At 49.4% G+C, this 14,889-nt stretch carries 9 protein-coding genes and 1 pseudogene; 6 read left to right on the forward strand and 4 right to left on the reverse strand.

From position 1 onward, the window contains the following. Together D908_RS20610 and elyC are read right to left on the reverse strand one after the other, a co-directional pair. Positions 1–129: IS4/Tn5 family transposase DNA-binding protein (locus D908_RS20610; RefSeq protein WP_005525975.1), on the reverse strand; the 129-nt coding region annotated here is incomplete at its 3' end. Between the two features lie 134 nt (positions 130–263). After that, positions 264–1,100, reverse strand: a complete 837-nt coding sequence (elyC, locus tag D908_RS05105) for an envelope biogenesis factor ElyC (protein ID WP_005525977.1) — start codon at positions 1,098–1,100, stop codon at positions 264–266. A 116-nt stretch (positions 1,101–1,216) separates the two neighbouring features. Between elyC and cmoM the strand changes: the two genes are divergently transcribed. The 4 genes from cmoM to mukB are packed head-to-tail and all read left to right on the forward strand — an operon-like array spanning position 1,217 to position 8,523. Further along, positions 1,217–1,999, forward strand: a complete 783-nt coding sequence (gene cmoM, locus D908_RS05100; RefSeq protein ID WP_005525979.1) for a tRNA uridine 5-oxyacetic acid(34) methyltransferase CmoM — start codon at positions 1,217–1,219, stop codon at positions 1,997–1,999. An 11-nt stretch (positions 2,000–2,010) separates the two neighbouring features. After that, positions 2,011–3,348 (forward strand): chromosome partition protein MukF, encoded by a 1,338-nt coding sequence (gene mukF, locus D908_RS05095; protein ID WP_005525980.1) that lies wholly within the window; start codon positions 2,011–2,013, stop codon positions 3,346–3,348. Beyond that, entirely contained in the window at positions 3,329–4,051 is a 723-nt protein-coding gene (gene mukE, locus D908_RS05090; protein ID WP_005525982.1) for a chromosome partition protein MukE, read from the forward strand. The genes mukF and mukE overlap by 20 nt, the downstream gene beginning before the upstream one ends. Beyond that, a complete protein-coding gene (mukB, locus tag D908_RS05085; RefSeq protein ID WP_005525984.1) occupies positions 4,048–8,523 on the forward strand; it encodes a chromosome partition protein MukB in 4,476 nt (1,491 codons plus the stop codon). Before mukE ends, mukB begins: the two co-directional genes overlap by 4 nt. 70 nt (positions 8,524–8,593) lie before the next feature. On the opposite strand, the gene D908_RS05080 is transcribed toward mukB, so the two are convergent. Further along, on the reverse strand, positions 8,594–9,037 hold the full coding sequence (locus D908_RS05080; protein WP_000373561.1) for an Lrp/AsnC family transcriptional regulator: 444 nt from the start codon (positions 9,035–9,037) through the stop codon (positions 8,594–8,596). A 107-nt stretch (positions 9,038–9,144) separates the two neighbouring features. On the opposite strand from D908_RS05080, the pseudogene D908_RS0119720 reads away from it, so the two are divergent. Continuing rightward, a pseudogene (locus tag D908_RS0119720) lies at positions 9,145–9,730 on the forward strand (LysE family translocator). A gap of 44 nt (positions 9,731–9,774) precedes the next feature. On the opposite strand, the gene D908_RS05075 reads toward D908_RS0119720, so the two are convergent. After that, positions 9,775–12,129 carry a YgiQ family radical SAM protein gene (locus tag D908_RS05075; protein ID WP_005525987.1) on the reverse strand — a complete coding sequence of 785 codons (2,355 nt, stop codon included), beginning with the start codon at positions 12,127–12,129 and terminating at the stop codon, positions 9,775–9,777. 293 nt (positions 12,130–12,422) lie between these two features. On the opposite strand from D908_RS05075, the gene D908_RS05070 reads away from it, so the two are divergent. Then, positions 12,423–14,882 (forward strand): EAL domain-containing protein, encoded by a 2,460-nt coding sequence (locus D908_RS05070; RefSeq protein ID WP_005525989.1) that lies wholly within the window; start codon positions 12,423–12,425, stop codon positions 14,880–14,882. The last annotated feature ends 7 nt before the right edge of the window (positions 14,883–14,889 follow it).

Below are 14,889 nucleotides of genomic sequence, written 5' to 3' on the forward strand. Positions count from 1 at the left end.
GATTTTCCCCGAATGAGCTGCCAGAGTTGCCGAGAGTTTAATCAAGCGGTTAACGCGTCGGCTATCACCTAAGTTGGCATGTTGAAAGACATGTTTAGCCCATTGTGCAGAGTTTGATATAAAGTTCATAGTGCTTGCCTGATGTTGTAATGAAGATCAGATCGACCACATCAAACAGAGTTCAAAAAAATCCCCCGTACTTGACGGGGGATTTGTGTATAAGAGACAGGCAGTTTGCCGGTTTTTTATCGCTTGTGGAAAGCTTAAGGTGTGACCGGAGCAGCCTCTTCAACCTCAGGCACATTAATGACTGGGTCGGCCGGCGCTGTATTAACATCACCCGCTACCGTATCACGCAGCTTTTGCCACAATAACCCCAAGGTTTCGTGCCAATACTGTTCTGTCTGCTCAAGATAGCGTGCCTTTGGAATGTACTTATCCCAAGGCTGAGCAATGTTGAGGTGACCCAAGTAGTTGGTTGGAGCTGGGATTGGGGTTAAGCCAGCCGATTCAAACTCGCGCATTGCACGCTTCATGTGGCTAGCGGATGTCACTAACACCATACGTTTTTGCTGCACAAACGCTGCAGCTTGGCGCGCTTCTTCCCATGTATCTTTCGCGGTTTCCAGCAAAATAATGTCGGATTTAGGCACGCCTAATGCGAGTGCAACACGCGCCATCATTCTGGCATGACTAAATTCACTTCCTCCGGCATAACCGGAAAGGATCATTTTAGAACCCGGATACATACGGCTGATACGAATCCCCTCAGTAAGGCGCATTAAGGCAGCACGACTAAGCTCCGATGTTGGTGGAATATCGTCATCAACGACGTGTCCATTCCCCAGCACCATAACGTAATCGACGGTGCCTTCTACAGGTAAAAAAGCCGTGTAGGTTCGTTCAAGTGGCATGAGTAAACGAGTCGCCACGGGTTGAAAGGAAACTAGGGAGAGGCCTGTGAGAGAAAACAAAACCACAAGGCATCCAGTTTTACGTTTTGCCGTGAACATGATCAGCATCAGGCCCACGAAACCAATGATCAGCAACGCTGGCAGAGGCATCAACAGTGAAGAAAAAATTTTTTTCAGCTCAAACATAGAGAAAACAGTCCGAAAAAACAGCACTTGAGTACAAAAAGAGTCGAAGCCTCTTTATTCCTGCCATTCCTATGACAGAATAGCGGGCACGGTTCGTTATCATAACTCAAGCTACTGTGACAGAAGATCGCAATTTCGACGATATTGCCCACAAATTTGCAAAAAATATATACGGTTCTGACAAAGGTGAGATCCGCCAAGTCATTGTTTGGGAAGATTTGGAGCAGCTTCTCAGTCAATTAGACACGCAAAAAGTTCCCTTGCATGTACTCGATGCTGGAGGGGGATTGGCGCAAATGTCGCAAAAAATCGCTCGCCTTGGGCACCGGGTTACGCTGTGTGATCTTTCTTCGGAAATGTTGCAATTGGCCGAGCAGGATATTGCAAACAATGGCCTGCTTGAGCAGTATCGCCTGGTTCATTCTCCAGTGCAGACGATTCAAGAACACCTTGATGAGCCCGTTGACCTGGTACTGTTTCATGCAGTCATGGAGTGGCTGGCGGAGCCAAAACCTGCTTTGCAAAATTTGCTGGCGCAAGTCAGACCCGGTGGCATGGTGTCGGTGATGTTTTACAACTACCACGGTTTGGTTTACAAAAACGCCGTGTGTGGCAACATTCCGCACGTGCTAGAAGATATGCCGCATCGCAAACGGTTTAAATTACAACCGCAGAAAGGCTTGTTACCTGAAGAGGTCTACCAATGGATCGAAGAATCAGGTTTTGAGATCTGCGGAAAATCCGGTATTCGTTGTTTCAGTGATTACATCGGAAACATGAAAAACATGGGCGAATACCAGTATGAGGATTTGGTGGCTCTGGAGCGCAAATTCTGCCGCCAAGAGCCTTACCTCTCATTGGGCCGATACATTCATGTATGGGCTAAGAAAAAACAATAACAGGAAACACAATGAGTGAGTTTACTCAGGATACTGTGCAAAAGCCTATCGACGAACTCGTCACTTGGGTAAAACAGTATGACTTCTCATTGAATCTGCCTACTGAGCGGCTGGCATTTTTGTTGGCAATTGCTGTGCTCAGCAATGAAAGATTTGATGAAGAGCTCGGAGAAGGGGAACTTCACGATGCATTCGCGATAGTCACGCGCTTGTTTGCAGAATCGGGAGAAGCCTCAGCCTTTCGGGCTAACAATGCGATTAATGATCTGGTCAAGCAGCGCTTACTAAGCCGCTTTACCAGCGAAATGACGGAAGGTGCCAGCATCTACCGTCTGACTCCTTTAGCGATCGGCATTACCGATTACTACGTTCGTCATCGCGAATTTTCCAAACTCAAACTATCCATCCAACTCTCTATGGTCGCGGATGAGATGGCGAAAGCCGTGGAATCTGCGCAGCAGGGTGGCAGTGTCGCTCATTGGCGCAAAAACGTGTTTGGCGTGCTCAAATATTCGGTCAGTGAAATCTTTGACCGCATCGATCTCAACCAGCGTGTGATGGATGAGCAGCAACAATCGGTCAAAGAACAGATTGCGGACCTGCTGAATAAAGATTGGCGCGATGCGATCAACAACTGTGAAGCGTTGCTGTCCGAAACTTCCGCCACACTGCGTGAGCTGCAAGATACCTTGCAAGCGGCAGGCGATGAGTTGCAAACGCAAATCCTCGATATTCAGGAGTGCGTGTATGGCGATCTGGAATTGGATTTCATCGAAGAGACGCTGTTTGCGCTGCAAATGAAGCTCGACCGCATTACGAGTTGGGGTCAGCAGTCGATTGATCTTTGGATCGGTTACGACCGCCACGTCCACAAGTTTATTCGTACCGCGATTGATATGGACCAGAACCGCGCGTTCAGCCAACGTCTGCGTCAGTCAATGAACGACTATTTTGAACAACCTTGGTATCTCACTTTCGCCGATGCAGAACGTCTATCCGATCTGCGTGATGAAACTTTGACCCTGCGTGACGAAGAAGTCACCGGTCAGGTACCGACGGAAGTGGAATACGAAGAGCTGCAACAAGTGAATGATGAACTTGCGCAGCGGATTGGCGACATGCTGAAAGTGCATAAAGAGCAGGGCGCAGCGATTGATTTAGCACTTGTGCTGCGTGATTACCTAGCTAGCCATCCACGAACCCATCATTTCGATTTAGCCCGAATGGTTGTCGACCAAGCGGTAAGACTGGGTTACTCCGAGTCCGACTACCGCGCTATCCAGCCTGACTGGACGGCGATCAACGATTTTGGCGCAAAGGTACAAGCGAATGTCATCGACCGATATTAATGAATACATGCCAGAGAATCTGGCCAAAGCGATTGCGAACCCGCTATTCCCAGCGCTAGACAGTTTGCTGCGCGCAGGTCGTCATGTTTCCAGTGACGATTTGGATAACCACGCCTTCCTGTCGGATTTTGAACCGGATTTGGCGCTGTTTTATCAACGCTACCACACCGAACTAGTACGCGCGCCGGAAGGCTTCTTCTATCTGCGTCCACGTTCCACTTCGCTTATCAACCGCAGTGTGCTCTCTGAGCTGGATATGCTGGTGGGTAAAGTCCTCTGTTTCCTCTATTTAAGCCCTGAGCGTTTAGCGCACGAAGGCATTTTTACCAACCAAGAGCTGTACGATGAGCTATTGACGTTGGTGGAAGAGAAGAAGCTGATGAAGCTGGTGACCAACCGCGCAAGCGGCTCGGATCTGGATCGCGAAAAGCTGTTTGAAAAAGTACGAACCTCACTACGTCGTTTACGTCGCCTCGGTATGGTGATCACCATTGGTGATACGGGCAAATTCCGTATCACTGAAGCGGTATTCCGTTTTGGTGCGGATGTGCGTTTGGGTGGTGATGTGCGTGAAGCGCAACTGCGCCTAATCCGTGATGGTGAAGCAGTGGTGCATACCCCAGAACCAAGCCAGCAAAGCCTGTTGGAAAACCCAGCAACCGAGTACGACGAAGAGCAAACCGAGTGGGAAGATGAAGCATGATTGAACGAGGTAAATATCAATCGCTAACCATGATCAACTGGAACGGCTTCTTTGCGCGTACCTTTGACATTGATAATTTAGTGACCACCTTATCCGGTGGTAACGGTGCTGGTAAATCTACCACCATGGCGGCGTTTATCACCGCTTTGATCCCAGACCAAAGCCTGCTCCATTTCCGTAACACCACCGAAGCGGGGAGCTCGCAAGCTTCTCGTGATAAAGGTTTGTACGGTAAGCTGCAAGCGGGTGCTTGTTACGCGGCGTTGGATGTCGTGAACTCACGTAACCAACGTTTACTGTTTGCGGTTAAGCTGCAACAAGTGGCGGGACGTGATAAGAAAGTGGATATCAAACCTTTCTTGATCCAAGGTCTGCCTAGTCACATTAAGCCGACGGATGTGCTGATTGAAACCGTGTCCGACAAACACGCACGTGTTCGCCAAATCAATGAAGTGAAAGATGCCGTGGGTCAAATTGAAGGCGCACACTTCAAATCTTTCCCGTCGATTGTCGATTACCACGCGCAGATGTTTGAATTTGGCGTGATCCCGAAAAAACTGCGTAACAGTTCAGACCGTTCAAAATTCTACCGTTTGATTGAAGCTTCGCTTTACGGCGGTATTTCCAGTGCGATCACCCGTTCACTGCGTGATTACCTGCTGCCACAAAATGGCGGCGTGAAGAAAGCGTTCCAAGATATGGAATCCGCGCTGCGTGAAAACCGCATGACGCTGGAAGCGATCAAGACCACGCAAGCGGATCGAGATCTGTTCAAACACCTGATCACCGAATCGACCAATTATGTGGCTGCGGACTACATGCGCCACGCCAATGATCGTCGCAACAAAGTGGGACAAACTTTGGTTCTGCGCGGTGAGTTGTTCTCTTCTCGTGAAACCCTGATTGAGCAAAACAGCTTGCTGAACCGTGTTCATGAAGAGCTAGAACTGCTGGTTGAGCAAGAGTCTGCGCTGGAGCAAGATTACCAAGGTGCGTCTGACCACCTGCAATTAGTGCAAAACGCGCTGCGTCAGCAGGAAAAAATTGAACGCTATCAAGAAGATCTCGAAGAGCTGAATTTCCGCCTCGAAGAACAGATGATGGTGGTGGAAGAAGCCAATGAGCGAGTGATGATGGCCGAAGAGCGCGCCACCATCAGTGAAGAGGAAGTCGACAGCCTCAAATCGCAATTGGCCGATTATCAGCAAGCCCTCGATGTGCAGCAAACCCGTGCACTGCAATATCAACAAGCGGTGCAAGCGCTCGATAAAGCGCGTCGCTTACTGGATAAGCCAGAACTCAGTGCGGAAAGTGCGCAAGCGTTGGCCACTCAGCTTAAAGCGGAGCAGGAAACTCGCACCAGCGAACTGTTGGCACTCAAGCACAAGCTGGATATGTCTTCGGCAGCGGCGCAGCAGTTCAACCATGCGTTTGAACTGGTGAAACGCGTACTGGGTGAGGTAGCACGCAGTGAAGCACCTCATCAAGCACAGCAAGTGATCCGCCAAGCGCGTGAAGCTCAACATGTGGTGCAAAACGAAGCGCAGTGGCAAGCTCAACAACGTGACCTTGAGCGTCAGCTTGAGCAGCAACGCAGCGTGCGTGAGCTGGCAACCCAATACCACAAACAACATATGGTGGCGTTGGATGATGCTGCGACAGTCGAGCTAGAGCGTGAACGCCACTCCGCGCTGTTGGAAGAGCTGGAAACCGAGCAGGAAAACTGCCGTGAACAGCGTGGTCAGCTGCGCCATCAAGAGCAAGAACTGCAAACGCAAATCGCCCGTTTTGAGTCGATTGCGCCAGCATGGATCAAAGCCAACGATGCATTAGAAACGCTACGCGAGCAAAGTGGTGCAGAACTGGCGGATAGTCAGTCTGTCATGGCGCACATGCAGCAAGTGTTGGAGCTGGAAAAAGCCCAATCCATGGCGAAAGATAAGCTCGCCGAGCGTCGTACTAAACTCGATAGCGAAATTGAGCGTTTAGCTTCTCCAGGTGGCTCTAACGATCCGCGTCTGAAAGGTTTGGCGGATACGCTAGGCGGTGTGCTGCTGTCGGAAATCTATGACGACATCACCATTGATGATGCGCCGTATTTCAGCGCGATGTACGGTCCTGCGCGTCACGCGATTGTGGTGTCGGATCTCTCTGGCATTAAAGAAAAACTGGTTGAATTGGATGACTGTCCGGAAGATCTCTACCTCATCGAAGGCGATGTAGATGCGTTTGATGACAGCTCATTCAATGCCGAAGAGCTGGAAGGTGCGGTGTGCGTTCAGCTTAACCAGCGCCAAATGCGCTACTCGCGCTTCCCGGCCATTCCACTGTTTGGCCGCGCGGCGCGTGAGCAGCGTTTAGAGCTGCTGCGTGAAGAGCGTGATGACGTGGTTGAGCAACACGCCAAAGCTTCGTTCGATTCGCAAAAGCTGCAACGTCTGTACGCCAGCTTCAACCAGTTTGTGGCGATGCACTTGCAAGTGGCGTTTGATGCCGATCCTGAGCAAGCCTTAGCGAATGCGCGCGATAAGCGTAATCAACTGCTGCGTTCCATCAGAGAATTTGAAGCGCAAGAACAGCAACTGCGTAGCCAGTTGCAAGCGAGCAAGCAAGCTTTAGCTTTGTTGGACAAACTTGCGCCGCAAATGGGTCTACTTGACGAAGAGTCACTAGAAGCGCGTTACCACGAGCTTGAAGAGAAACTGCAACAGCTGAGTGAGGCAAAAGCCTTTATCGCTGCGCATGGCCGCACCATCAGCGAGCTGGAAAAAGTGGCGGCGGTACTCGATGCCGACCCAGAGCAGTTTGATGCGCTGGAGCAGCAATACCAGCAAGCTGACCAAGCACTGCAGCAACTCAAAGCGCAAATTTTTGCACTGTCGGATCTGCTTGAACGTCGTCACCACTTCGCCTATTCCGACTCGGTGGATCTGCTTAACCAAAGCAGTGAGCTGAGTGAACAGCTCAAAGCGAAATTGGTGCAGGCGGAAAGTGAACGTACCCGCAGCCGTGAAGAGCTGAAACAGGCGCAAGCTCAGCTCAGCCAATACAATCAGCTATTGGCGTCACTGAAAAGTTCACACCAAGCTAAGCTGGAAACGGTACAAGAGTTTAAACAAGAGCTGCAAGAGTTTGGCGTGCATGCCGACGAAGGTGCGATTGAACGTGCTCAGCGTCGTCGCGATGAGCTGCAAGAACGTCTACACACCTCACGCAGCCGTAAGAGTGAATACGAACGCACTATTACCTCCACCGAGCTGGAAATGAAAGCGCTGGTCAAGCGCATGAAGAAAGTCGAGAAAGATTATCAAGATCTGCGCACTTTCGTGGTGAACGCGAAAGCGGGTTGGTGCTCGGTACTGCGCCTTGCGCGCCAAAATGATGTTGAGCGTCGTCTGCACAAGCGTGAGCTGGCTTACCTGTCTGCCGATGAACTGCGTTCAATGTCGGATAAATCCTTGGGTGCGCTGCGTCTAGCGGTCGCCAACAATGAAGATCTGCGTGATGCACTGCGCCAGTCGGAAGATAACTCGCGTCCTGAGCGTAAAGTGTTGTTCTACATTGCGGTGTATCAGCATCTGCGTGAGCGTATTCGTCAAGACATCATTCGCACCGACGATCCGGTCGAAGCGATTGAAGAGATGGAAGTGGAACTGGCTCGTTTGACCGAAGAGTTGACTCAACGTGAACAGCGTTTGGCGATCAGTTCGGATTCTGTAGCCAGCATCATCCGCAAAACCATTCAGCGTGAGCAGAACCGAATTCGCATGCTCAACCAAGGGCTGTCGAACATCTCCTTTGGTCAGGTGAATGGCGTGCGCCTGAATGTGAAAGTGCGTGAAAGCCATGAAATCCTTTTAGCAGGATTGTCTGAGCAGCAAGCGCAACACAAAGATCTCTTTGAAAGTGCGCGTTACACCTTCTCAGAAGCGATGGCCAAGCTGTTCCAACGTGTGAACCCACACATCGATATGGGTCAACGTTCACCACAAGTGCTGGGTGAAGAGCTGCTGGATTACCGTAACTACCTAGAGCTGAGTGTTGAAGTAAACCGTGGTTCGGATGGTTGGCTGCAAGCGGAATCGGGCGCATTATCGACTGGTGAAGCGATCGGTACCGGTCAGTCAATCCTGCTGATGGTGGTGCAGAGCTGGGAAGAAGAGTCGCGTCGTCTGCGCAGTAAAGATATTGTGCCGTGTCGCCTGTTGTTCCTCGATGAAGCCGCGCGCCTGGATGCCAAATCCATCGCCACCTTGTTTGAGCTGTGTGAGCGTCTGGATATGCAGTTACTGATTGCTGCGCCAGAGAACATCAGCCCAGAGAAGGGCACCACTTACAAACTGGTACGTAAAGTATTTAAAGATCACGAACACGTGCATGTTGTGGGGCTACGCGGTTTTGCGCAAACTGAAAAGCCAAAAACGGCTGAGCAGAAGTTCGCCGAAGAATTGACTGGTGAGCTAACAGATTAATCTGTGATTGATGTAGAAACGCCTTCCATGTGGAAGGCGTTTCTTTTTGCAGCTGTGCTTGTAGGTGAGTTTACTGTCGCTCATCTTTGGGCGAATCCATCACCACCATGGTGGTAATGGATTTGACTACCGCACATTCGCCAAGCACATCGGCATGGAAGCGTTTGTAAGCCACCAAATCTTTGGTTTCCACGCGCAGTAAGTATTCGTTCATGCCGGTAATGTTGTGGCATTCCACTACTTCTTTGGCAAAGCGTACGTGCTGTTCAAAACTGAGCTGTGACTGCTTGGTATGGCTGTTTAAGCCAATCGCCACATACGCGATAAAACCCACCTCAAGCTGGTTTTTATCCAATACCGCACGATAGCCTTTGATAATTTTCTTACGCTCTAAATCTTGCACTCGACGCAGGGTGGCGGAGGGCGATAACCCCACGCGCTCGGCCAACTCCACATTGGAAACTCGGCCATCGAGTTGCAGCTCTTGCAATATTCTTTCGTCAAACCTATCCATGATTCTCTTTTGTTATGCATTCAGTGTTTTGTTCGCTCATATAAACACAAAATTGCGTCAGGGAGCGATTAATATTTTTGCATCTGACATTAATCGAGAACATCGTTATGGATTACACCTTATTCGGGCCGCTGTTGGCATTTGCTTTTGTTTCTACCTTTTCGCCGGGCCCAAACAACATCATGCTAATGACATCGGGAGCCAATGTCGGCTTTCTGCGCACCATCCCGCACATGTTGGGGATTACGTTTGGTTTTAGCATCATGGTTTTGCTGGTGGGAGTGGGCTTGACGGAACTGTTTCAGCGCTATCCGCTCATCCAGCAAGGGCTACAAATTCTCTGCACTTTGTATTTAGTGTATCTGGCGATCAAAATTGCTCTGAGCCGACCATCCAAAGATGGGCGAAGAGTATCAGCCGATGTCTTTTGTGGCAGCAGCGCTGTTTCAGTGGGTGAACCCAAAAGGTTGGTCAATGGCGTTGACGGCGGTGAGTGTATTTAACCCGAATGCGAGTTGGCTACAGCTCGGTTTGATTGCGTTGGTGTTTGCGTTAGTGAATTTACCTTCAGTCAGTGTGTGGACTGCCGCAGGCAAGCAACTGAGCTACTGGATGAATCATCCCAATTATGTGCGCTGGTTTAATGGAGCGATGGGGGGATTGTTACTGCTTTCGGTGGTACCGATGCTCTGAGGGGAGTTCAGCCTCCCAAATGGGAGGCTGAAAGAGGTATAAACTTAACGTGCGCGTTGCGGCTGACGTTGAGTATTTCCACGGCTAGCAGGACGGCCAGAACCTTGTGGTTTACCGCCTGTGGCTGAACCGCGTTGACCTTGCTGACCACGGTTTTGTTCACCGCGAGCAGGTTGGTTGCTCGCAGGCTTGTTCGCCGTTGGCTTACCACCAGCTGGTTTGCCCTGATTCGATTTATTGCCGCTGTTCGGACGACCTTGGCCGCCAGATTTGTTACCACGCAGCGCATCAAAGCCCGGTTGGCTATGAGTATGCTTGGTCGCAAAACGATTCGCGCCATGACGACCTGATTTGCGGCTTTGTGCTGGGGTGACTAGGTCTGAATCTTTTTCTGGGATCAGACACTCAGGGCGATCGCCAATCAGATGACGTTTGCCCATCGCAATCAGTGCTTCGCGAATCATCGGCCAGTTGGCAGGATCATGGTAGCGTAGCAGTGCTTTATGCAAGCGACGTTGCGCTTCACCTTTCGCCACTGGCACTTTTTCAGGTTTCTTGTATTTCACGCGTTTCAGTGGGTTCACTTCTGCGTGATACATCGCGGTAGCATTACACATTGGCGATGGGTAGAAGTTTTGTACTTGGTCACAACGGTAGTTGTTGGATTTCAGCCACAACGCGAGGTTGACCATGTCTTCATCTTCAGTACCCGGGTGAGCGGCGATGAAGTAAGGGATCAGATACTGTTTTTTGCCTGCTTCAGCGCTGTATTTTTCAAACAGCTCTTTAAAGCGATCATAAGTCCCCATACCTGGTTTCATCATCATGCTCAGTGGGCCTTTTTCAGTATGCTCAGGAGCAATCTTCAAATAGCCACCAACGTGGTGGGTAACCAGTTCACGCACGTACTCAGGCGATTCAATCGCCAAGTCGTAACGTACGCCAGAAGCGATCACCACTTTCTTAATACCATCCACATCACGTGCTGCACGATACAGATCGATCGTGTGTTTGTGGTCGGTATTGAGCTTATGACAGATGCCCGGGAATACACAGCTTGGGCGACGGCAGTTCGCTTCGGCTTTTGGATCTGAACAGCCGAGGCGGTACATGTTCGCTGTTGGGCCGCCCAAGTCCGAAATCACACCAGTGAAGCCCGGGACTTTGTCGCGGATTTCTTTCAGTTCATTAATGATCGACTCTTGCGAACGGTTTTGGATGATGCGTCCTTCGTGCTCAGTGATAGAACAGAATGAACAGCCACCAAAACAGCCACGCATGATGTTGACCGAAGTTTTGATCATGTCGTACGCCGGAATTTTCGCATCGCCATATTTAGGGTGCGGTACACGGGCGTAGTACAGGCCAAACACGAAATCCATCTCTTCAGTCGTGAGTGGAATCGGCGCTTGGTTTACCCACAGTTCACGGTCACCATGACGCTGAACCAGCGCACGACCAGAATAAGGGTTGGTTTCTAAGTGCAATACGCGGCTGGCGTGCGCGTACAAAATACGGTCATTGACCAGCTTTTCAAACGAAGGTAGACGCACTGCAGTGGTTTTCGCATCGTGGCGTGATGGACGAATAGTGATGGGTTTGGCTTCTTCTTTTTCATCACCTTTGGTCGCGCACTGCGTTTCCACTTCATACGGGTTGCTTGGCACAAACGGTTTGTTTGGCTGATCAATTCGGGTTGAATCGATCACTTTAAAGTGCTCAGGAACCTGAGCCAGATTCACTGCTGTACCGCGTACATCAATCATCTTATTTATCGATTCGCCATTGGCTAAGCGGTGAGCCACTTCAACCAGCGCGCGCTCTGCGTTACCAAACAGCAAAATATCGGCTTTCGCATCCAGCAGGATGGAACGACGAACTTTGTCTGACCAGTAATCGTAATGCGCGACACGACGCAGGCTGGCTTCAATACCGCCAAGCACAATCGGCACATCTTTATAGGCTTCACGACAACGTTGTGAGTAAACCAATGAACAACGATCAGGACGCATACCGCCTTTGTTGTTTGGCGTGTATGCATCATCGTGACGAATTTTTTTATCCGCAGTGTAGCGGTTGATCATTGAGTCCATGTTACCGGCGGTCACACCGAAAAACAGGTTAGGCTTGCCTAATGACATGAATGCATCTTTGGTCTGCCATTCTGGCTGCGCAATGATACCGACACGGAAGCCTTGTGCTTCTAATAGACGACCGATGATTGCCATACCAAAGCTTGGGTGATCGACATAAGCATCACCTGTCACAATAATAACGTCACAGCTATCCCAGCCTAATTGATCCATTTCCTCACGACTGGTCGGTAAAAATGGTGCTGTGCCGAAACATTCAGCCCAGTATTTTTTATAGTGGTGGATGGGGGTAACTTCGCTGTGCATATTGGAGCCTCAAGATTAAGAGGGCGGCATTATAGCGGCTTGCAAGTTCAGTATCTACCGCAACATCGCCCCGAAATTGTTAGGGATTTATTTCTATCTTAGCAGGATGCGTATGTAGGCATTTTCTTTCGCAGTTTCGACATGATAGAGAAAACTGGCAGCATTATTTTATCCAAATAATACTTTAGTTAGGGTTTAGCCAAGGTTCTGCGTTAGAGCTCATGGTATGAAGAAGCAAGCTGTTTTATGGTGAGCATAGGATAAAACGTACGTCATCAGTTTAGGGATGCAGGATGAGTGTGAATGTATTAACCGTAGAACCTCAGGCTTCTGGCTCACAAACCCGTTATGCGGCATTGGAGTGGCGTTATGAGATCGCCAGTCAGCAAATGGATTATGATGCGGCCATGTGGCAGTCATTGGTTGGTGATACGCGTTCAATTCACAAGCCGGATGAGTTTCTTGAATACCTGCCACTGACTCAAGGTGAACAGGTGTTGCAGTTTTTAAGCACTGCAACCACGCAAAAGCAAACCGTGAACAGCTTGCTGCTCAGCGCGGAAAAATTGGTCGCCTTAGTCGCCTTCGCGGTTGAAGAAGTGAATAGCCAAATGATCAGAGGCAACATAACGCCACTGCTAATTTTTCATTCTGGTATGGAATCAGCTTTCGCATTTGATGCCTTGTTCGACAATGATCACCATGGGGTGGTGATTACCGACGATAAAACTCGAATTTTGGCCTGTAATCGCTATTTCGAGCAGCAGACGGGCTATCAGCAAAGTGAACTGCTGGGTTTAAAAACCAGCATGTTTAACTCTGGTAAGCATTCCCAGCATTTCTATATTGATATGTGGCGTCAGCTACAGGAACAAGGTTGGTGGAATGGCACTATTCTCTCTCAACGCGCTTCTGGCGAAATTTGGCCGCAAGATTTAGCGGTTAAACGGCTGAATCCACAAAAAGACCAAACTTTCTATATCGGTTTTACCACCGACCTTGCTCAACATCTGGAACGTGTGATTGATAAACAAGCGGGAGATGTTGAGCTGCTGACGCAGTTACCGACGTTGGCGAAATTTTCTGAACAGTTAAAAAGTCAAACGACCTCTTCGACTGCGACAACATGTTTTGTCATTGCCATACAGCCACAATTCAGTAGTGATAAACACTACGCCCAAATTCGGCAATTAGCAGGTTGTTTGGCGCAAAACCGACAGGTGAAGTTATGCGCTTATCATGGTGAAGGGATTTTCCTATGCCAATTGGATGCGGAGAATGTGGCTGGGAATCAATCTCTCAATGGTTTGCAACGGACACTGCGCCAGTTCTTTGCGGAATTACATCAATGCGGTGGTCAGGCAATTCATCAAGCGATTGCTAAAGGACGGCTTGGTGTCTCGGTATTGGGTGGTGATACGGATAGGTTGGATCGCTTAGTTCCGCATGCGCTACAAGCGATGTTGGAGCACCATGCGGGCGAAACTCGCCATATCAACTTTTATGATCGCGCCATTCATCAACAAATTGAGCGCCGCAAAACGCTGGAGAAATGGGTACAAAAGTGGATAGAAAATGGAGATGTTGAAGTTTTCTATCAACCGATTGTTGATGGTCAAACATGGTCAGTGGTTAAATTTGAAGCCTTGTGTCGTTTTCATGCACCTGAGGTGCTACATGCCTCGACTCAAGAGCTTATTACCATTGCAGAAGAACTCGGTTTAATTGACCAGTTGGATGCGTTAGTTGGGCGCAAGGCGCTCAATGATCTCTCGAAAATTCAGGCGCTGTTTGGTCACCATATCGGTATTACCTTTAATCGTTCATTAAACAGTGGCCTGAATGCTGAGCAGATCCTGTTAAATGCTTCTGCACTTATCGCGGAACATCCCGAACAAGCTAAAAATGTCACGGTTGAACTGACGGAAAGTGCGTACTTCAATTCACAGTTCCATGGTTGCCGGATATTACAAACCTTGCGTGAGAGTGGCGTGACGATTGCGATTGATGATTTCGGGACGGGCTTTTCTTCTTTCTCTTATTTAACCGAGTGTCAGTTTGATTATTTGAAAATTGATCGTGAATTTATTTCCGGTATCGAAGCGGGTTCTCGGCGCTACGCGATAGTTAAAATGATGACCGACTTAGCGCACACGCTCGGAGTAAAAGTGGTCGCAGAAGGGGTGGAAACTGAGTACGAGGTGCATGTACTCAAATCCTTGGGTGTGGATTTACTGCAAGGGTTTTTCTTTGCTAAACCTTTACCGATGAGCCAGCTTATCCATGCGTTGGATTACCGAAAAAACTTCAGGCTAACAACGCGTGAGGAAGAAAAAGTTCAAAAAGAGCTGACGACATTACAAAGCTTAGCGACGTTTACCCAATATCGACTTGATCCCGGCGATCCCATTTCGCTGGCATCCGAGTATTTCAACGCAACGGAGGCAGAAGTGTTACCTGTGGTGGAAAAAGGAGAGTGTGTTGGATTAGTGGATAAGGCAGCACTGAATTTACATCTCACCCCTACAATGGGCACAGAGTTGGAAACCGCGCGCGAAGCTGCGATGTGGCGCAAGCCTGTGAATCAAGTTATGCAGCATCAGTGGGTTAAGATCCCGCATGATACGGATCTTCGGTTATTACCTTCACTGCTAAAAACTCATTCACCACCGCCTTGGGTGCTGGTGTCGGGTAAAACCTACAAAGGCATTATTACTTCACAGCGGCTGTTGGCGTATTTAGCCAATCAGTAGAAAAAAC

Source organism: Vibrio mimicus CAIM 602, assembly GCF_000338875.1.
GTDB lineage: Bacteria > Pseudomonadota > Gammaproteobacteria > Enterobacterales > Vibrionaceae > Vibrio > Vibrio mimicus.

Excerpts from the sequence above, each read along its gene's own strand:
- mukF (WP_005525980.1), top strand. The coding sequence starts at position 2,011 with ATGAGTGAGTTTACTCAGGATACTGTGCAAAAGCCTATCGACGAACTC.
- D908_RS05080 (WP_000373561.1), bottom strand. The coding sequence starts at position 9,037 with ATGGATAGGTTTGACGAAAGAATATTGCAAGAGCTGCAACTCGATGGC.
- D908_RS05070 (WP_005525989.1), top strand. The coding sequence starts at position 12,423 with ATGAGTGTGAATGTATTAACCGTAGAACCTCAGGCTTCTGGCTCACAA.
- D908_RS05075 (WP_005525987.1), bottom strand. The coding sequence starts at position 12,129 with ATGCACAGCGAAGTTACCCCCATCCACCACTATAAAAAATACTGGGCT.
- mukB (WP_005525984.1), top strand. The coding sequence starts at position 4,048 with ATGATTGAACGAGGTAAATATCAATCGCTAACCATGATCAACTGGAAC.
- elyC (WP_005525977.1), bottom strand. The coding sequence starts at position 1,100 with ATGTTTGAGCTGAAAAAAATTTTTTCTTCACTGTTGATGCCTCTGCCA.
- mukE (WP_005525982.1), top strand. The coding sequence starts at position 3,329 with ATGTCATCGACCGATATTAATGAATACATGCCAGAGAATCTGGCCAAA.